Source organism: Streptomyces genisteinicus (assembly GCF_014489615.1).
Lineage (GTDB): Bacteria > Actinomycetota > Actinomycetes > Streptomycetales > Streptomycetaceae > Streptomyces > Streptomyces genisteinicus.
In genome coordinates, this window is the sequence record NZ_CP060825.1 from 7,362,425 (window position 1) to 7,381,458 (window position 19,034).

The 19,034-nt window shown below is 74.5% G+C and carries 15 protein-coding genes; 10 read left to right on the plus strand and 5 right to left on the minus strand.

Translation table 11 applies throughout. The annotated features are described in order from the left end of the window. Positions 1 to 413: 413 nt before the first annotated feature. Together IAG43_RS31495 and IAG43_RS31500 are read left to right on the plus strand one after the other, a co-directional pair. Positions 414 to 797, plus strand: a complete 384-nt coding sequence (locus IAG43_RS31495) for a hypothetical protein (RefSeq protein WP_187744041.1) — start codon at positions 414 to 416, stop codon at positions 795 to 797. A 75-nt stretch (positions 798 to 872) separates the two neighbouring features. Then, complete coding sequence (locus IAG43_RS31500) at positions 873 to 1,070, plus strand: hypothetical protein (protein WP_187744042.1); 198 nt, start codon at positions 873 to 875, stop codon at positions 1,068 to 1,070. 58 nt (positions 1,071 to 1,128) lie between these two features. Here IAG43_RS31500 and IAG43_RS31505 read toward each other — a convergent pair whose 3' ends face one another. Continuing rightward, positions 1,129 to 1,674: an ATP-binding protein gene (locus IAG43_RS31505; RefSeq protein ID WP_246574653.1), complete on the minus strand. Its 546-nt coding sequence runs from the start codon at positions 1,672 to 1,674 to the stop codon at positions 1,129 to 1,131. 144 nt (positions 1,675 to 1,818) lie between these two features. On the opposite strand from IAG43_RS31505, the gene IAG43_RS31510 reads away from it, so the two are divergent. Both IAG43_RS31510 and IAG43_RS31515 read left to right on the plus strand, forming a co-directional pair. Beyond that, positions 1,819 to 2,052 (plus strand): DUF397 domain-containing protein, encoded by a 234-nt coding sequence (locus IAG43_RS31510; RefSeq protein ID WP_187744043.1) that lies wholly within the window; start codon positions 1,819 to 1,821, stop codon positions 2,050 to 2,052. A 91-nt stretch (positions 2,053 to 2,143) separates the two neighbouring features. After that, the gene (locus IAG43_RS31515; RefSeq protein WP_187744044.1) at positions 2,144 to 3,049 is read left to right on the plus strand and encodes a helix-turn-helix domain-containing protein; all 906 of its coding nucleotides are present in this window, start codon (positions 2,144 to 2,146) and stop codon (positions 3,047 to 3,049) included. Positions 3,050 to 3,174: 125 nt separating this feature from the next. On the opposite strand, the gene IAG43_RS31520 is transcribed toward IAG43_RS31515, so the two are convergent. Continuing rightward, entirely contained in the window at positions 3,175 to 3,987 is an 813-nt protein-coding gene (locus IAG43_RS31520; protein ID WP_187744045.1) for an SAM-dependent methyltransferase, read from the minus strand. 416 nt (positions 3,988 to 4,403) lie between these two features. On the opposite strand from IAG43_RS31520, the gene IAG43_RS31525 reads away from it, so the two are divergent. The 3 genes from IAG43_RS31525 to IAG43_RS31535 all read left to right on the plus strand — a co-directional run bounded on the left by IAG43_RS31525 (position 4,404) and on the right by IAG43_RS31535 (position 10,590). Next, a complete protein-coding gene (locus tag IAG43_RS31525; RefSeq protein WP_187744046.1) occupies positions 4,404 to 4,562 on the plus strand; it encodes a hypothetical protein in 159 nt (52 codons plus the stop codon). Between the two features lie 692 nt (positions 4,563 to 5,254). Further along, positions 5,255 to 9,799 (plus strand): aminotransferase class I/II-fold pyridoxal phosphate-dependent enzyme, encoded by a 4,545-nt coding sequence (locus IAG43_RS31530; protein WP_343075693.1) that lies wholly within the window; start codon positions 5,255 to 5,257, stop codon positions 9,797 to 9,799. Then, positions 9,796 to 10,590: a class I SAM-dependent methyltransferase gene (locus tag IAG43_RS31535; protein WP_246574654.1), complete on the plus strand. Its 795-nt coding sequence runs from the start codon at positions 9,796 to 9,798 to the stop codon at positions 10,588 to 10,590. The genes IAG43_RS31530 and IAG43_RS31535 overlap by 4 nt, the downstream gene beginning before the upstream one ends. On the opposite strand, the gene IAG43_RS31540 is transcribed toward IAG43_RS31535, so the two are convergent. Next, complete coding sequence (locus IAG43_RS31540) at positions 10,569 to 11,669, minus strand: glycosyltransferase (protein WP_187744047.1); 1,101 nt, start codon at positions 11,667 to 11,669, stop codon at positions 10,569 to 10,571. The genes IAG43_RS31535 and IAG43_RS31540 overlap by 22 nt on opposite strands. A 540-nt stretch (positions 11,670 to 12,209) precedes the next feature. Continuing rightward, positions 12,210 to 13,070, minus strand: coding sequence for a glycosyltransferase family protein (locus tag IAG43_RS31545; protein ID WP_187744048.1), 861 nt, complete (start codon positions 13,068 to 13,070; stop codon positions 12,210 to 12,212). Between the two features lie 149 nt (positions 13,071 to 13,219). Here IAG43_RS31545 and IAG43_RS31550 point away from each other — a divergent pair, with 149 nt between their 5' ends. The 3 genes from IAG43_RS31550 to IAG43_RS31560 all read left to right on the plus strand — a co-directional run bounded on the left by IAG43_RS31550 (position 13,220) and on the right by IAG43_RS31560 (position 17,410). Next, positions 13,220 to 15,052, plus strand: coding sequence for a glycoside hydrolase family 15 protein (locus tag IAG43_RS31550; protein ID WP_187744049.1), 1,833 nt, complete (start codon positions 13,220 to 13,222; stop codon positions 15,050 to 15,052). A gap of 71 nt (positions 15,053 to 15,123) precedes the next feature. After that, positions 15,124 to 16,113, plus strand: coding sequence for a DUF3048 domain-containing protein (locus IAG43_RS31555; RefSeq protein WP_187744050.1), 990 nt, complete (start codon positions 15,124 to 15,126; stop codon positions 16,111 to 16,113). Between the two features lie 100 nt (positions 16,114 to 16,213). Continuing rightward, on the plus strand, positions 16,214 to 17,410 hold the full coding sequence (locus tag IAG43_RS31560) for a PP2C family protein-serine/threonine phosphatase (RefSeq protein WP_246574655.1): 1,197 nt from the start codon (positions 16,214 to 16,216) through the stop codon (positions 17,408 to 17,410). Positions 17,411 to 17,608: 198 nt separating this feature from the next. Here the strand turns inward: IAG43_RS31560 and IAG43_RS31565 are convergent, their stop codons facing one another. Next, positions 17,609 to 18,856, minus strand: a complete 1,248-nt coding sequence (locus IAG43_RS31565; protein WP_187744051.1) for a cytochrome P450 family protein — start codon at positions 18,854 to 18,856, stop codon at positions 17,609 to 17,611. Positions 18,857 to 19,034: the final 178 nt, after the last annotated feature.

The window sequence follows — 19,034 nt, forward strand, 5'->3', positions numbered from 1 at the left end:
GCAGATGCAGTACCAGTTGAACCCAGTCCGAAGAAGCTCGCAAACGGCGCGGACCTGGGCAAATCTCGTGAAATATTCAAACGCCGGGCGGCACTTGGCCGTGCGCGCCCGCGTGCGCCTCCCGCCCGCTTCGGAGGCCGTGCCGACAACGGCGTTGCCGGGCAGACGAGTTGTCCGGCAGCGCCGACGACCCCCTGCGACGTACCCGTCCCGCCGCAACGGCCATGGGGGCGCACGCGCGCGGGCGCTTCGCGCCCCCTCGGGCCTGCACGGACGGTGACGGATCCGGGGGAGGCGCGCCGCACGTTCGGGTGTTCGGCCGGGCGGTGTCCCCCGATGGGGCGGTTCCGCGGGGGGCCGCGCCGTGCCCCGGTGATGTGCGGGCAGGGGACGCATGTCCAGGAGGTTCCGCCATGACCGCCCCCGTGCACCCGTCCGTGCCCGCCGCGCCGCGGCGGTGCGCCGCGCGGCCGCCGCGGGTGCCCGCGGTCCTCTTGCTCCTGCTCTCCCTTGTCTCCCTTGTCTCCCTGCTCGCGCTCGCGGCCACGGCCGCCCCCTCCCACGCTCCCCTCGACCTGCGCGTCCCCGTGCAGGGGTCGTCGGACGCGGGCGGGCAGGCCGAGGAGGGGGAGGCGGGGCAGTCCTCGGCCCGCGCATCCCGCACCGCTTCGCGTGCCGTGCGCCCGGCCGGGCGGGTCGCGTCCCCGCGGTGCGGCCGCCGGGCGCCTGTGCGGGTCCGGCCCGTCGCCGGCCGGCCCGTGCCCCGGGCTCTGCGCTGGACGGTGCTGCGCTGCTGACGGCGCCCGGCTCCCCGGGTGTCACCGGGGCGGCCTCCGGACCGTCATCCAGCGACAGCAGTGAGGTGTACCCCCATGGCCATCGACCCCTTCGCCGCCCTCCACGCGATGGTGCGCGCAGAAGCCACCAGGACCGCCGTGCCCGAAGCAGCCGGAACCGCCGCGCCCGCCGTGCCCGAGGACGGCGGGCGCCGTGCCGAAGCACCGGGCGAGCGCCCGGACGGCGCACGGGAGTCCCGCCGCGTCATCGGGGGTGATCCGGCGGCGAGTTGAGCGCCCGCGCCTCCCGGCCGTCTCCGGGAGGCGCGGCTCCCGGCCGCCGCTGCGGCGGTCAGGCCGCGGTGGCGGGGAGGGGCAGCGTCGCCCACACCGTCTTGCCGCGGGGCGCGGTCGGGCACCAGGACCAGCCGTCGCACAGTGCGCCGATCAGCGCGAGTCCCCGTCCGCCCGGCGACGAGGCGCCGGCCGCCCGCGGCCGGGGCGGCTCGGGGCTCGGATCGGCGACGGCGCACACGACGTGGCGCGGATGCCTGAACAGGCCGAGCCAGACCGGGTAGTCGGAGCCGTCCCCGCCCCCCGGCCCGAGGGCGTGGCACACCGCGTTGGTCACGAGTTCGGTGACGAGCAGATGCATGTCGCCGGCGATCCCCGGCAGGGACCACTCGTCGAGCGTGTCGCTGACGAAGCGGCGCGCCTGCCGGGCGTTCTGCGGGTCCCCGTCGAGACCGCAGGCGGCGAACCCGGCGAGCGTGCACGGCGGCGTGTGGCCGCAGAACTCGGCGGAGCGCGCGGGCGGCGCCATGTCCGGGGCCGCGGGCCCCGTCGCTCCCGGGAGCCGTGGGCCACTGCTGACGCGGTGCGGCAGATGAATCGTCACGGGTCATGTCTCCCTGGAGGATTCGCTGTTCGACAGCAGGCGCCGGACGAGTATTGTCGACGTGTGTCCCATGATGCAATTGCATCTGGGATTGCACCGGGGGAACGGCGGAACTGGCGTACGAATGGCGAGGAGCTGGTACGAGTGGAGTTCGAGAACGGAACGGCGGCCGGAGAACTGCCCGGAGCCGTCTGGGTCAAGAGCAGTCACAGCAACGCGACGGGCAACTGCGTGGAGCTCGCCGCGCTGCCGGACGGACGCATAGCCATGCGCAACTCCCGTGATCCGCACGGGCCGGCGCTGGTCTATACGCGCGACGAGGTCGCTGCGTTCGTCGCGGGCGCCAGGGACGGCGATTTCGACCGTATGGTTGGCTGAAACCTTTTGCTGTTGGGGTCGTTCGGCCATTGGTGCGAGCGGCGATGTGCTGGGATACTGGCGCCTTCCATAGTCTCCGCAGGAGTGTGCGATGACTGCCGCCGATCCGAGTCCGTCGCTGTTCGTCCGGCCGCTGGGGGCGGTCGAGGGCAACCCGACCGCCCTGAAGCTCATCCTGGGCGGCAAGCTGCGCGAACTGCGGACCGGTGCGGGCCTCGATCCTGCCGACGTCGACGAGAGGCTCGGCTTCTCGCGGTCCAAGACCAGCCGCATCGAACTCGGCAGGCACGGATGCAAGCCGTCCGACGCCGAGGCGCTGCTCGATCTGTACGGCGTACGGGACGAGGAGGACGCCGCCGAGTTCATGCGGCTCGTGCAGCAGTCCCGCCGGCCCGACTGGTGGCGTTCCTTCGGCGACGTGCTCTCCGACTTCTTCCAGCCGCTGGTCGCGCTCGAAGGCGCCGCCGCGACCATCCGCACCTACGAGCCCTTCTACATCCCGGGCCTGCTCCAGACGTCCGCGTACACGCGCGCCGTCATCGAGTCGGGCCCCGGCCACCTGCTGGCGCACGAGGTCCGGCGCCGGGTGGACCTGCGGCAGGAGAGGCAGCGGCAGCTCGACCAGCCCGACGCCCCGCGGCTGTGGGCGGTGATCGACGAGTCCGTGCTGATGCGCTCCGTCGGCGGTCCCCAGGTGATGCGCGATCAGCTCACCCATCTCGTCGCGATGATGCGCCGTCCGCGGGTGACCCTCCAGATAGCGCCGCTCGACGTCACCGCCGCCGTCGGGGTCGGCACCGGAGTGAGCTACCTCCGCTTCGCCCTCGGCGATCTCAAGGACGCCGTCTACATCGAGCACCTCACCGACAGCACGTTCTCCCAGAAGCCGGTGACCGTCGAGCAGTATCGCGACATGCTGGACCGGCTCGGCGCCTGCGCCCTCACTCCCAAGGAGACCCTGGGGAAGCTGGAGGAGCGCCTCGCGTCGCTCGGCTGACCGCCGTGTCCGCGCGCGCCCGGCACGCGGCGAGGCCGGTCGGGCGGCCACCCCTCAGGGGCGGCCACCCGACCGGCCTCGCCGATTCCCGCCGTGCGCAGTCCGTACCGGCCGTGGCGAGGGGCCTACGCGAGCCGGGCCACGCCGCCCCACTCGATCCACTCGTCCGTCTGCTGGACGGGGGCGAGGTCGGTGTCCGGGCGCCAGGTCGACACCTCCACGAGACCGGGCTCCAGGATCTGCAGCCCGTCGAAGAAGCGCGCCACCTCGTGCTCCTCGCGCACCCGGCCCCAGTGGCCGCCGGTCGCCTGCTCCATGAACTCGGTCACGAAGGCCCTGATCTCCGGCCGGTCGCTGACCAGCTGGCACACCACCAGGAAGCTGCCCGGGGCCAGGCGTTCGGCCACCCGGCGCACCAGCGCGCCCGGGTCGTCCGAGTCGGGGATGCAGTGCATCACCGAGACGAACAGCGCGGCGACCGGCTCGTCGAAGTCGATCAGCCGCCGGGTCTCCTCGTGCGCGAAGATCCCGTCCGTGTCGCGCATGTCGGCCTGGATGACGGCGGTGCGCTCGTTCTCGTCGAGCAGCGCCCGTCCGTGGGCCAGGACGATCGGGTCGTTGTCGACGTAGACGACGCGCGAGTCCGGGGCGACGGCCTGCGCGACCTGGTGCACGTTGTCCTGCGTGGGCAGGCCGGAGCCGTGGTCGACGAACTGGCGTATGCCGTACTCGGAGGCGAGCATCCGCACCACGCGCCGCAGGAAGTTGCGGTTGTTGACGGCCAGGATCTTGGTGCTCGGCACCTGCTGGAGCAGCTGCTCGCAAGCCTCCCTGTCCGACTGGTAGTTGTCGTCGCCCCCCAGGAAGTAGTCGTACATGCGTGCCACGCTCGGCACCTTGGTATCGATGGCGTCGGGGCTCCACGACTTGTGTTGCATCCAGTCCTCACACCCGTCGGTAAAGATTCGGCCGTTGGGACGAACATGCTAGGGAGCACGGGGATGCCGGTACAGGTGAATGGACGAGCGCGATGCCTCGCCCGGCGCCTTTCGGCCACACAGTGACCGACGGAGCAGGGGTGCTCCGTGATCTTGTTCCGGGGCCGGCCCCCGTCGTGCGCGCCGGCCGCCGCCGGAGGGACGCGCGGGGCGGGCTCCGCCGCTCCCGCGGCGCCCGGCCGGCGCGCGGACCGGCGGTGATCCCGGTCACGGGGGGTGCCGTCCGCCCGGGACGGAAGCGGGGGCCGCCGACACGAGGGGTGCCGGGCACCCCGTACACTCGCCGGTGCTTTCGGCGGCCGGGCTCGACGCCCGTCCCGTCGGGCGTACCGATGCAACCGACGAAGGGACCGACAGTGAGCTCCGCCGACAGGGCTGACGCACCGATCTACGACAGCCTGGTCGAGGAGCGCGGCGACGTTCCCGCCGACGTCCGGCGTACGGCCGAGGAGACCCTCCGCGAGGTGGGCCGCACCCTCGACTTCGACCTCCGCGGCGCGGGCGTGTTGCGCTAGGACTGCTGCGCTGCCGCGGTCGCGTACGCCGGACCGGGTTTCGCGCCGGCCGGCGGGCGGGTGCGGCCGCGTGGGCCGTACCCGCCTCTGCACTGTCCGGTCGCGGGGCTTCCCGCCCTTGGGGCTGCGTGAGCGCTTGCCGCTCCGCACCACGGCAGCCTCCCGGCGGGCGCTGCCGCGTGCCGCATGACCGTCGGTCGTTCCCCCGCCCGTGCGCGGCCGCGTCCCGTCCGGTGCGCCGCGGGTCCGTGCCGGCGTGCGTTCGCCGTCGCGGACCGTCCCGTACGGCGTGCCGCCCCTGCCGACGCGCGGCACAGAGGAGCGGCCGCGCTGCGCCCGCCCGCAGCGCGCAGGCGACAGCGGGTCCCGCCGCGCGCCCGGCTCCGTCGCCGATACCGCGCGCCGCGAGGACCCCGCCGGCGTGACCGCAGAAGCCGCCCGAGTCCCCGAGTCCCCCGATCCGGCCCCCGGCGATCCGCCTGCCGCGCGACCGCCGGCCGTCCCACCGCCCGGGGCCGCCGCCTGCACCCGCAGGGCACCCCTGAGTGGCTCCTGCCCCCGCGCGAGCGCCCCCCCGGCGCGCACCTTCACCCGTTTGCCCCCGGTCAGCGGCAGGCGCAGAGTGTACATAAAGGTCTGAATCGTCACGGAATCGGGCAGTCACTGACGTCGAGACGTACCGGGCGGACACTGTGCAGCAGCCTCCGACGCACGAGAAGCCGTCCGGCGCCGAACCTCCGGACCGCCTCGCCCCCGGCACGGGCCGGGGGAACCCCGCCACCGCCCACCGGCGGATGATGCTGATCTACGTCCTCTGCGTCATCCCGCCGACCGTCGTCTACCTGACGGTCCCCGAGCGCCACACCACCGCCTGGGCGGTCATCGGCCTCGCGAGCGTGGTCGCCATCCTGGTCGGCGTCCACGTCAACCGGCCCGCCAAGCGCTGGCCCTGGCTGCTGCTCGCGGCCGCCAACCTGACCTTCACGGCCGGTGACACCTCGTACAACATCCTGGAGTCCTTCTTCGGCCAGGAGAACCCCTTCCCGTCCGTCGCGGACCTGCTGTACCTGCTCACGTATCCGCTGTTCGCCGCCGGGATCTTCGGCTTCATCCGGTTCCGCTGTGTCTCGCGCGACATCGCCAGCCTCCTCGACGCCCTGCTGCTGACCAGCGGCCTCGCCCTGCTCTCCTGGGTGCACCTGATCCACCCGATGTCCGAGGACAGCTCGATGAGCTGGTACGAGAAGGCGATCACCATCGCCTATCCGCTCGGTGACGTCCTGATCCTCGCCATGCTCGCCCGCCTGCTCACCCTCGGGGGGATGCGCGACCGGTCGGTGCAGCTGCTGACCGTCGGCACCGTCGGCATCCTCGCCAACGACGTCGTCTACGGGCTCGGACAGCTGGAGGGCACCTGGCGCGTGGGCACCTGGATGGACCTCGGCTGGGTCGTCTTCTTCACCGCCTGGGGTCTCGCCGCACTGCACCCGTCGATGGTCAGACTCACCGAACGGGCCCCGGAGCAGCCGCGGGGCATCGCCCACCGGCGGCTCGCCGTGCTCGCCGCCGCCTCGCTCGTCGCCCCCGCGATGCTGCTCTCCCAGTCGCTGCGGGGCAACGTGCAGGACACGGCGGTCACGGCGGCCTTCTCCGCGGTGATGTTCCTGCTGGTGCTGGCCCGTCTGTGGGGACTGGTCACCGACCACCGCAAGGCCGTCACCCGCGAGCGCGGGCTGCGGGTGGCGGCGGCGTCGCTGGTCGGAGCCGTCACCCCCGAGGACGTCGCGCGGTCCGTGGACGCCGCCATCGGCGCGCTGTTCCCGCGGCCGGTGGACCACAAGGCGCTGCTCCTCGTGGACGTGGGCGGGCGGCTGAGCCCGGTTCCCCCCGAGGACGGCACCTGGCGCCGGCACCTGCGGCACACCGGCGAGGAGCGGCCGGACGACGAGGATGCGCCACCCGCCCTGCGGGCCGGGGGAACGCGGACCGTCGCCGTCCGGGCCCTCGGGCCGGAGGTGGCCGCCGCGGCGGCGCCGCTGCGCACCGGACTGCTGTGCCCGCTCGTCGTCGAGGCGCCGGACTCCCGGGCGACCGTGACCGGGGCGCTGCTGCTCGCCGTCGCCGAGGAGGAGGTGGGCGACCTCGCCGGCGCGGTCGAGTCCCTGGCCTCCCAGGCGGCCCTCGCCCTCGAACGCGTCGGTCTGAGCGAGGAGATCAACCGGCGCCGGAGCGAGGCGTACTTCCGGACCCTGGTGCACAACACGTCGGACGCCATCCTCATCCTCGACGACGACAACACGGTCCGGTACGCCAGCCCGTCCGCCGACGGCATGTTCGGCGGCACCTCCTTCACCGCCACGCCGCTGACCCGGCTGGTCGACGCCCGCGACCGCGAGCGCGCCCTGCGCACCCTGGAGCGGGCGCGCGAGGCGGACGCCCCCGACCTCCACGACGACTGGCGCGTGCTGCGCAACGACGGCACGGGCGTCGACGTCGAGGTCCGGTGCAGCAACCTCCGCCACGAGCAGACCGTGCACGGCATCGTGCTCACCCTGCGCGACGTCACCGAGCAGCGGCAGCTGGAACGCGAACTGACCCACCGGGCGTTCCACGACTCGCTGACCGGCCTGCCCAACCGCCTGCTGCTGCTGGAGCGGATCGAGCGGGCCCTGCTCCGCGGCCGCCGCAACTCCACTCTGACCTGCGTCCTCTTCGTCGACCTCGACGATTTCAAGATCGTCAACGACATGATGGGCCACTCCGTCGGCGACGAGCTGCTGGTCGCCGTCGCCCGGCGGCTCACCGGCACCCTCCGGCTCAGCGACACCGCCGCACGGCTCGGCGGCGACGAGTTCGCCGTGCTCATGGAGGGTGTGAAGGAGACCTACGACGCCGAGGTGCTCGCCGCGCAGGTGGTCCACGCGCTCGGGCGGCCGTTCCGTCTCGGCAGCGGTTCGCACAGCGTGTCCGCCTGCGTCGGCGTCGCCACGGCCCGCGACGGAGCCCAGGCCGAGGAGCTGCTCCGCGACGCCGACCTCGCCCTGTACGCGGCCAAGACCGCCGGCAAGCGGCAGTGGCGCCGCTACCGCCCCGACCTGCACACGGGCATGGTGGAGCGTCACGAACTCCAGGCCAGCATGGACAGCGCCATCAGCGAGGAGTCCTTCGCCCTGCGCTACCAGCCGATCGTCGAACTCGCCGGCGGCACCGTGGCCGGATTCGAGGCCCTCGTCCGCTGGCCGCACAGCCGGCGCGGACTGGTGCCGCCCGCCCAGTTCATCTCGCTGGCCGAGGAGACCGGGCACATCACCCCGCTCGGCGCCTGGGTGCTGGAGCGCGCGGCCACCGAGGTCGCCGGGTGGCAGCGGGCGCGCCCCGGCTCCGCGCCGCTCTACCTCAACGTCAACGTCTCACCGCGGCAGTTCGTCGACCCCGGCTTCGTCGACGGGGTGCGGCACGTACTCGACACCTCGGGCCTCGCCCCGGGCTCGCTGGTGCTGGAGCTCACCGAGTCGGTCCTGGTGCGCAACGAGCAGATCCGGGCCGCGATGCGGGTCCTCAAGAGCCTCGGGGTCTCGCTCGCCATCGACGACTTCGGCACCGGGTTCTCCTCGCTCAGCTATCTGCGCGAGTTCCCCATCGACGTCCTGAAGGTCGACAAGTCGTTCATCGACGACATCGTCACCGACGGTCAGCAGGTCGCCCTGGTCGAGGGCATCGTGCGGATCGCCGACGTGCTCGGGCTCCAGGTCATCGCGGAGGGCATCGAGAACAGCGGCCAGCGCGACCTGCTCTCCGCCATGGGCTGCCGGTTCGGGCAGGGCTTCCTCTTCGCGCACCCCATGACCGCGGCCGAGGCGCAGCGGTTCCTCGACGAGGGCCACACCTGGCAGTCCGCGCGGGTCGCCGGCCGCCAGACCCGCCGCCGGGCACCCACTTCCGGCGGAGGCGTGCGCAGCGAGCAGCGGTGGCGCGATCTCGCCCGGCTCCAGAAGTCCAGCCGCATGTGCGACGCCGTGATCGACGAGGTGCACGGCCGGCGCATCCGCAGCGAGGGGCAGTGGCTGGTCGACTTCGCCTCCTGCAACTACCTGGGCATGGACCTGGACCCCGAGATCATGGACGCGGTCGAGCCGCAGATCCGGCGCTGGGGCACCCACCCGAGCTGGTCCCGGCTCATCGGCAACCCCCGCCTCTACCCCGAGATCGAGGAACGGCTCACCGGCCTGCTCGGCGCCCCCGACACCCTGCTCCTGCCGACGATCACCCTCATCCACGCCTCCGTCATCCCCGTCCTCGCAGGCCGCGGACAGGTGTTCGTCGACGCGCGGGCGCACCGGACGATGTACGACGGCTGCCTCGTCGCCCGCGGACAGGGCGCCTCCGTGCTGCGCTTCCACGCCGAACACCCCGACGAGCTGCGGCAGTTGCTCGCCGAGGCCCCCAAGGGCGTCCCCCTGCTCGTCTGCATCGACGGCGTCAACAGCATGACGGGCAACCTGCCCGACCTCCACGCGCTGTCCCGGATCTGCCGGGAACGCGACGCCCTGCTCTACATCGACGACGCGCACGGCTTCGGCGTCATCGGCGAGCGCGGGCCCGGCGAGTCGTCGCCGTACGGCAGCCGGGGCAACAGCATCGTGCGTCACCTGGGCATGGACTACGACAACGTCATCCTGGTGGCCGGCTTCTCCAAGGCGTACTCCTCGCTGCTGGCCTTCCTCACCGCCCCGCCGGCGCTCAAGTCCCACCTCAAGGTGGCCGCGGCACCCTACCTGTACTCCGGGCCCTCGCCCACCGCCTCCCTCGCGACCGCGCTCGCCGGACTGCAGGTCAACGAGCGGCGCGGCGACGAACTCCGCGCGGAACTCCACCGCAAGACCGCCCGGGTGCTGGACCACGTCCGGGGCCTGGGGCTCGCCACGCCCAACACCGACGGACTGCCGATCATCGAGATCCCCCTCGACGACCACAGCGACCTCGACGCCGTCGGCGACTTCCTCTGGCACCGCGGCATCTACGTCACACTCGCCGCCTACCCGCTGGTCCCGCACGACCAGGTGGGCTTCCGCGTCCAGATGACCGCGCTGAACACCGACGAGGAGATCGACGAACTGAACGAGGTGCTCACGGCGCTGACCGACCGCTTCCCGCTCAAGCGGCGCCCCGGCCCCGGCGGCGACCCCCTGGCGCCCGTCCGGGCGGGGCGCCCGGCGCCGGGCGGGCAGCCGCGGTGACCGGACCCCGCGCCGGCGGCGCGCCCGGCGCCGTGCGCCGCAACGCGGACGCCGACTGGGACCGCTGGCCCGTCGACGACTACCTCCGGGAGAACTACCGCGACCTCCACCCGTGCGACGCGGCCGTCGTCCGGCACCACGCCGCCTTCTACCGGACGCTGCCGCCCGGCTCGGTGGCCGCCTCCGTCGAGTGCGGCGCAGGTCCCAACCTCTATCCGCTGATGGTCGCCGCGGGGGCCTGCCGCCGCATCGACGCACTGGAGCCGGGCGCGGCGGGCCGCGCGTACCTCCGCTCGCAGCTGACCGGGCCGGTCGACCCCGGCTGGGAGGCGTTCTACGCGCTGTGCCGGAGCCTCGACCCGGCGCTGCCGCCCCGGCTCGACGCGGCGCTGGCCGGGGTCAGAGTCGTCGCGGGAGACCTGTCCACCGCTCCGGAGGGCCGCTACGGCCTCGCGTCGATGACGTTCGTCGCCGAGAGCGTCACCGAGAGCGCGGAGGAATTCGCCCGCCTGTGCCGCGACTTCGTCCACCAGGTCCGGCCCGGCGGGCTGCTGGTCGCCGCCTTCATGGCCCGGATGCCGAGCTACCGCATCGGCTCCGGACCCGTGTGGCCGGCCTTCCCGGTCGGCACCGCCGAGGTGCGCGCGGCCTTCGCCCCCCACACCGGGCACCTGCGCCTGGCCCGCGTGCCCAGGGACCCGACCCTGCCCGACTACGGGGACGACGGGATGGTCCTGCTGCGCGCGGTGCGCCGCCCGCGGCCGGGTCCTCAGCCCAGCAGTTCGCGGTAGAGCCGGGTGTAGGCGGCGGCGGACCGGCCGGCACCGAACCGCGCGTCGGCCGTGGCGCGGCCGCGCTCGGCGACCCGGTCCCACCACCAGGGCCGGTCCAGCAGCTGGCGCAGCAGATGACCGGTGTGATGGGGGTCGGCCGCGGGGGTGCGCAGCACCGTGTCGCTCAGGGCGGAGAACTGCGGCAGATCGCTGAGGATGACCGGCCGGCCGGTCGCCAGGGCCCGCAGCACCATCGGCGGCACGTCCGCGCGCCCGGTCATCCGCCGGGGCACGTACAGCAGCACGTCCGCCGCCGCGAGCAGCCCCGGGAGGTCCCCGACGTGCCGCAGCACCTCCATGTCGAGCAGCCCCTCGCGCGCGGCGATCCCGCGCAGCAGGTCCTCCGGCGGCCGGGGGCCTTCCGCGCCGCCCGGGCCGTCCTCCGCCAGCGCGAGCACCAGTTGGAAGTCGGCCCCCGCCCGGGCCGCCACCCCGGCCGACAGCATGGCCTCCTCGGTGCCGCCGTCGCCGATCGCGAGCACCATGGGCGGGGTGCGCTCCTGCCGCCGCCGCACGGGCCAGAGGTCCAGCCGGACCGAGGGGTTCACCACCCGCACGGGCCCGAACCCGGCCTTCGTCAGCTGCTGGGCGGTCGCCTCCGACAGGGCGACCGTCCGGCCCAGCGGCCGGCAGCCGGCGAGCGCGGCGGGGTCGACGGCGGCGGGAACCGTGTGCAGCACGGGACGGCTGCCCGCGACCCTGGGCCACAGCCGGGAGAACGCCGCGAAGCCGGGCCCGACGGGCAGCACGGCGTGCACCAGACCGGCCCGCCGCGCCGACAGGGCCGCCGCCGCCAGGATCTGGAGGCGCACCGCGGCGGACGGCGCGCCCTCGCGGCTCACCACGGACACGCTCTGCCCGCCGGGCGCGTCTCCGGCGTTCCGGGCCCTGCCCCACCAGCGCCGGAACCAGGCGTACTCGACGTCCGGCACGGTGAGGAGCAGTTCGCGGGCGAGCTCGGTGCCGGGGGTCTCGGGGCCGTCGAGGGGCCCGCAGGTCAGCAGCAGCACCCGCGGCTCGGCCCGGTCAGCGGACATGGGACCCACCCCGCGGGTGCGCGGGCTCCGGCCCGGCGGCGGGCACGCCGCCCCGCCGCGCCGGGCCGCCGGGGCCAGGGCGCCCGGGATGGCGCGGACGTCCGGGGGGCGGGGCTGGACAGCCGTCGGGATCGTCGGTCCGGCGGCCGCGGGAGGAACGGGCTCCGACCTGACGGGAGCGGCGCCGCCGTGCCGCCGGGCACCGGCGGCGGGACGCCGGACGCGCACGGGCGGCCGCGAGGCGGACGCGGTCGGTGGCCCGCCGCGCGGGATGCGGGGACGCGGGGCGGCGGGCGGCGGCGGGCGGCGAGGGCCAGTCGGTCACCCGGCGCAGCGGGTGGGGGCCCGACGGCGCCGCGACGCGGCCGACCTGCTGTGAGGGCATCCGGTACCCCTTCCCGGTCCGCTCCTGTCCGGCGTACCGGGCCCGGTCGCAGCGGGCCCCGTACGGCACAGAAGCCTGGAATTCAGCCTAAACCCATCGTTTTCCGAGCGTCAATGACGCCGCTTTCCGTGCGGCTCCGGGCCACCGGCCGGCGCTCACGCCCCGCCGCCCGGCGGTGGCGCGGAGTCGACGCCGCGCCGCACCGCCTCCGGGCCCGGGCCGGGCCGGGACCGGGCCGGGAGCAGCCGCACCAGACGCGGCAGCGCCGTCCGGGGGCGCTCGCGCAGCATCGTCCCGAGGATCCGCGCGCCGTCCCGGAAGGTCGCCGCCCGCACCGCCTCCGGAGGGCGTGTGCGCTCCCTGCCCGGGACCTCCGCGACCCGCAGGCCGTAGTGCAGGGCGTGGACGACCATCTCCGCACCCAGCTCCACACCGTCGGGCCGCAGCTCCAGCACCGGGACGAACTCCCGGCGGAAGGCGCAGAAGCCGAACCACAGATCGGTCAGCCGCTGGCCGTACAGCCGGCGGGCGAGGAACAGCAGCACCACGTGCCCGGCCCTGCGGACCAGCGGATACCCCGCACTGCAACCGCCCGCGATGAAGCGCGACCCCTTGACGAAGTCGTACCCGCTGTCCAGGTAGTGCAGGTAGTGCGGGACGTCCTTCGGCGACATGCTCCCGTTCGACGCGATGAGCACCACCCGCTCCCCGCAGGCCGCGAGCATCCCGGCGTGCGGGACGTCGCCCGTGCCCCCGCCCGGCTGCTCGACCCTGCGCACACCCGCCGTCACGGCCGCGGGCACCCGGACCCGCTCCAGCGCCCGGGCCCCGCCGACCAGCACGATCTCCTCGACGCACTCCGGCACTTGCTCCAGGAGCCAGGACGCCCCACGCGCGTCACCGCGCACCGGCACCACGAGGGAGACCGCGGGACGCGAGGGGGCGGGGCCCGGAGCGGCGGACGGGGTCCCCGCGGGGACGCGGTCCGTGGCCCGGCGCAGCGGATGACTGACCAAGGCGATCGCCTCCGGCGGAGCCGGCCCGTGCACCGGCCGGTGCACTCGGCCATTTCATGATGCTGCCGCCGCTCGCGGAGGGTCAAACGGGCCGGTCGCCGTCCGCGCCGAGCGGCGCGGACGACGCCGACGGGACTAGAATTCCGGCTATGGCCGGGCGAATCGAGGACTACGCCCTGATCGGCGACCGGGAGACCGCGGCACTCGTCGGCGCCGACGGGTCGATCGACTGGATGTGCGCACCCCGCTTCGATTCCCCCGCCTGCTTCGCGGCGCTGCTCGGCGACGAGGAGAACGGCCACTGGTGGATCGGCCCCGCCGGCCGGCCCCGCTGCACCCGCCGCGCCTACCGCGGGGACACCCTCGTCCTGGACACCGTGTGGGAGACCACCGCCGGAGCCGTGCGGCTGACCGACTTCATGCCCTCCCGCGGCTCGGGGCCGCTGGTCGTCCGCGTCGTGGAAGGGCTGTCCGGGCGTGTGGAGATGGGCAGCGACCTGAGGCTCCGCTTCGACAACGGCCGCATCGTGCCGTGGACCTGGAGCGTGGACGCCCGCACGGCGGCAGCCGTCGCCGGCCCGGACTCCGCGTTCCTCCACTGCGACCGCACCCTCGGCACCGACGTCAGCAGAAGATGCACCTCGGCACGGTTCACCGTGCCCGCCGGGGCGCGGATCTCCTTCGTCCTCGGCTGGAGCCCGTCGCACATCCCGCCGGACATGTCCACGGACCCGGCCGCCGCCCTGGATCAGACGCTCGGCTTCTGGAGCTCCTGGGCCGCGAACTGCCGCTATCGCGGACCGTTCTCCGAGGCCGTCATGCGGTCCCTGATCACCCTCAAGGCGCTCACCTACGCCCCCACCGGCGGGATCGTCGCCGCGGTCACCTCGTCCGTCCCGGAGGACCTCGGGGGCGAACGCAACTGGGACTACCGCTTCTGCTGGCTCCGCGACTCCACCTTCACGCTCTCCTGCCTGCTGCGCAGCGGCTACCGCGAGGAGGCGGTGGCCTGGAAGGACTGGCTGGTCCGCGCCGTCGCCGGGGAACCGGCCGACCTCCAGCCGCTGTACGGCGTCGGCGGCCAGCGCCGGCTCCCCGAGAGCAGCGCCGAGTGGCTCGCCGGCTACGAGGGATCGCAGCCGGTGCGCTTCGGCAACGCCGCCGTCGGACAGCTCCAGCTCGACGTCTACGGCGAGGTCGTCAACACCGTCTACTCCGCGATGCGCGCCGACGTGCCCATCGACCGCCATGTCTGGGCCCTGATCGCCTCGTTCATGGACCACCTGGGCAGGCACTGGACCGAACCCGACGCCGGATTCTGGGAAGTCCGCGGCCCGCGACGCCACTTCGTCCACTCCAAGGTCATGTCCTGGGTCGCCGCCGACCGCGCCCTGCGGATGGCCCGCGTCGCCGGGCTGCGCGGGTCGGCCGACCGGTGGCGGGCGATGCGCGGGGAGATCGCCGAGGAGGTCTGCCGGCGCGGCTGGGACGACGAGCGCTCCACCTTCGTCCAGCACTACGGCTCCCGGCAGGTCGACGCCTCGGCGCTGCTGCTGCCGCGCCTCGGGTTCCTGCGCCCCGACGACCCCCGGCTGCTGGGGACCATCGAAGCGGTGCGCGGCCTGGGCGAGGACGGATTCCTGCGCCGCTACTCCTCGGACGCGGGGCCGGTGCACGAGGTGGACGGACTCACCGGGGGCGAAGGGACGTTCCTCGCCTGCTCGTTCTGGTTCGCCGACGCCCTCGCGCTCACCGGGAGGCGCCGCGAGGCGCGCGACGTCTTCGAACGGGTGCTGGACGTCCGCAACGACGTGGGACTGCTCGCCGAGGAGTGGGACCCCGCGGTCCGCCGGCAACTCGGCAACACCCCGCAGGCGTTCAGCCATGTCGCGCTGGTCAACGCGGCGTTCGCACTGCACGGCACCCGGGAGAACGGACGCCGGCAGGGCGCCCGGCGCCGGCCTGCCGGAGCACACGCGTGACCCACCGCGTGCCGGACCGCCGGCCGCGGCCGCACGAGCCGTCGACGACCGCGAGAGACAGGAGACGCCGCATGGGCGGACGGGCCGCACGACGCACAGGATCCGCCGTCGCCGTGTGCACGGCCGCGGCCCTCGCACTGGGGCTGGTGACCGGATGCTCCGGCGGCGCTCCGGCGCCGGCACCGTCCGGCACGCGCAGCGCGCAGCAGGACGTCTCGTACTTCACCGGCCTGCCGGCCCGGCAGGGGCGACCGGTCCTCGCCGTCAAGATCGACAACGTGCGCCCCGCCCGGCCCCACACCGGACTCGGCTCCGCCGACCTCGTCTACGTCGAGCAGGTCGAGGCGGGTCTCACCCGGATCCTCGCCGTGTTCTCGTCCCGGCTGCCGCCCCGCGTCGGCCCGGTGCGCAGTGCCCGGGAGTCGGACCTCGAACTGCTGCGTCAGTTCGACCGGCCGGCCCTCGCCTACTCCGGTGCGCAGTCGGCCCTGCGCCCGCTGATCGACGCCGCCCCCGTGGAGGCCGTGCCCCCCGGCCGCGCACCGAAGGCGTACGAGCGCGGCGGTGACCGGCCCGCCCCCCACAACCTCTACCTGCGTCCCGAGCGCGCCCTCGCCGCGGCGGGCGACGCCGGTGCCGCCTCCGACATCGGGCTGCGCTTCGGCCCCGCGCCCGAGGAGGGCCGCCCGGCCACCGCGTACACCGTGCGCTACCCGTCCGCCCGCTACGGCTTCACCTGGTCCGCCGTCGACAAGGGCTGGCGCGTCGCCATGGACGGCATTCCGGCGGCCACCACGGACGGCGGGCCGCTCGCCCCGGCCACCGTGGTCGTGCAGTACACGACCATCCGCCCCTCCGAGTTCGGCGACCGCTTCGGCGGCGTCACGCCGTACACGGAGACCGTCGGGTCCGGGCGGGCCCTGGTGCTGCGCGACGGTCGCGCGTACGACACGCGGTGGGAGCGGCGGACCGCGGCGGGGGACACGGTCTTCATCACCGGCCGGGGCGAGCGGATGACCTTCGCCCCCGGCCAGGTGTGGATCGTGCTGGCACCGGCCTGACGGACTGACGGGGCTGACCGGACTGACGGGGCCGGGGCCCATGCCCGCCGTGCGGGTACGACGCCGGTGTGCTGACGTCGAAGGAGGACCGCGCAGGGAGGTGGCCTTGTTCCGGATGCACGGGCGGCGGGAGCGGACACGGGCCCGCCTGTGGGCGGCCGAGCAGGCGCTGGACGCCATCGGCACCGCCCTCGACGAGCGCACCCTGTGCGAGGAGCTCGCCCGCTTCCTCTGCCCCGGCCTGTGCGACGCCGTCGCGGTTGACGTCCTGCCCCCGGCCGGATCCGGCGGCGTGCCCCGGGCCGCGGACGCCCCGGAGCGCGCCGCCGTCCGGGGGCGCGCCGCGCTGCTCGACGCCCCGGACGCCCGGCCGGCGCGAGGCCGCACCGCTCCGGCCTGCCTGTGTCTGCCGATGCGCGCCCACGGACAGGTCCAGGGGATGCTGCTCGCCGCCCGTGCGGGCCGGGGCTTCAGCCGCGACGAGACGGACATCCTGCGGCACGCGGCCCGGCTCACCGCCCTGCTGATCGTCCACGCGCGCTCCCACGCCGCCGCCCGCGGCACCGCACTCGACCTCCAGCGCGCCCTGCTGGCCGAGCCCGGCCGCCCGCACCCGAACCTGGAGCTCGCCACCCGCTACCTGCCCTCGGGGCGGGGCAGCCTGGTCGGCGGCGACTGGTTCGAGACCGTCCGCCTCCACTTCGGGCGCACTTTGCTCGTGGTGGGGGACGTGATGGGCCACGGCGTCGACGCGGCCGTCGACATGAACGCCTACCGCTCGGCCCTGCGCTACGTCGCCTCCGCCGACCTTCCGCCCCACCGGGTCCTGCGCCATCTCGACGCCACCATGGCGGCCACGGCCGAGCGCCGGCCGGCCACCTGCCTGCTCGTCCGCGTGGACCCGGCCCGCTCCACGGCCACCTTCACCGGCGCCGGGCACCTGCCCCCCGTCCTCTTCACACCGGACGGCGAGGCGCGGCTGGTGCCCGTGCCGGTCGGGCCGCCGCTCGGCACCGGCGTCGGCGGGTACGAGGCCGTCACCCGGCGGCTGTCCGGCGGGGAGACGCTGCTGCTCTTCACGGACGGACTCGTGGAGCGAAGGGACGAGGACATCGACGCCTCGCTGGCGCGGCTCACCGGGCGGTGGACGACGCCGGGCATCGGGGCCGAGGAACTCCTCGACGCGGTCCTCGCGCGGTGCGACGCGGAGCACGCCGAGGACGACGTCGCCGTCCTGGCCGCCCGCGTCCGCCGCCGCCCGGCCGCGGCGGACGGCACGGACCCGGCCCCGGTCTGACACCCGGCGTCCACCGGGCTGCCCGGGGCCCGCCGGGGGCGGACCGGGCGGGCCCGTGGACACGGGGGAGGCGGGGTCCTTCGGGCCCGTGGCGGTTCGTCAGTCACGGACCCGAGATCTGCCAGCAGGAGGTCTGGATCACGAGGAGATTTCCCCGTCCCGGCCGTCCTCCGCCGGCTGTCCCGCCTCCCGGCCCCGTCAGCCGCTCACCCGAGCCGAGGCGCGCAACCGCACCGGCAGGGTGCGCAGCCCCTGGATCGGGATGGACGCGTAACGGTCCGAGCCGAACGACGCGTCCGCGGGAGCCAGATCGGGGAAGCGCTCGAACAGCGTGCCGAGGGCGACCTCGATCTCCAGCCGGGCCAGCCGCGCGCCCAGGCAGTAATGGGCTCCGAAACCGAAGGCGGCGTGGTCGCGGCGGGTGGACCGGGTGTGGTCGAAGCGCTCGGGATCGCGGTGCCGCCCCGGGTCCCGGCCCACCGTGAACAGGCTGGCGATCACGGGATCCCCCTGGGCCACCCGCACACCGGCGATCTCGGTGTCCCTGACGGCGTAGCGCATCAGCGCGTGCGGCACCGGCGAGGAGAAGCGCAGCCCCTCCTCCGCGGCGTCCGCCCACTTGCCGGGGGCGTCGGACGCCAGCACCCGCTCCAGCGCCGCCGGGTCGTCCAGCAGGGCGTGCACCGTGTTGGTGATGGCGTGGATGCTCGTCTCGTGACCCGCGATCATGATGAGGAACAGGGTTTCCACCAGCTCCTGCTCGCTCAGCCGGTCCTCGTCGTCACGGGCCTGGATCAGCGCCGTGGTCAGATCGTCGCCCGGCGCGGCCCGCTTGACCTGGATCAGCGCGCCGAGCGAGGCGTAGATCGCCCCCACGGCCTCCTGGATGTTCCCGCCGTCGCCCGGCGCACTCGGGGTGACCAGCCGTTCGAAGCGCTCCCGCAGCTCCGACACGGCCGTGTCGGGCACCCCGAGCAGCTCGCAGACCACCCGCACCGGCAGGGGATAGGCGTAGCTCTCCCGCAGATCCACCACCCCGCCGTCGCCGGGGTCGGCCGCGTCCAGCAGCTCCCGCGCGATCTCCGCCACCCGCGGCCGCATCGCCTCGATCGGCGCACGGGTGAACGCGGCACTCGCCAGCCCCCGGAGTCTTCGGTGCTCGTCACCCCCCTGATGGAGCATCGCCGCGCCGCGCACCACGGCGATCAGCTCCCAGTCGTCCGGTATCCGTCCCTCCACCAGATCCGGCCAGTGGGCCGCGTCCTTGGTGAGGTCCTCATGGGCCAGCACCCGCTGCGCCGTCGCCAGATCCGTCGCCGACCAGGCCGCGACCCCGCCCGGCAATTCGACGGCGACCAGCGGTCCGAGTGCGCGCAACTCCCGCGCCTGGGCGACCGGATCGGCCTGCGGGTCGAGCACGTACGGCTTGCGACGCTTGAGTTCCACGAATGCTCCATGGCTAGAAGTAGACCCTTCCGGCGCAGCGTAATCAGGCCACGCTCGTGATCACAGAGGGCACCGGCCCCCTTGTCGGCGCACAGGGGTGGTGCATCGATGCGATCAGGTGGCGCGGAGGGGCATGGCGGCCCCCGCAGCGGGCACCCGGGCGTCTGGGCAGGCAGCG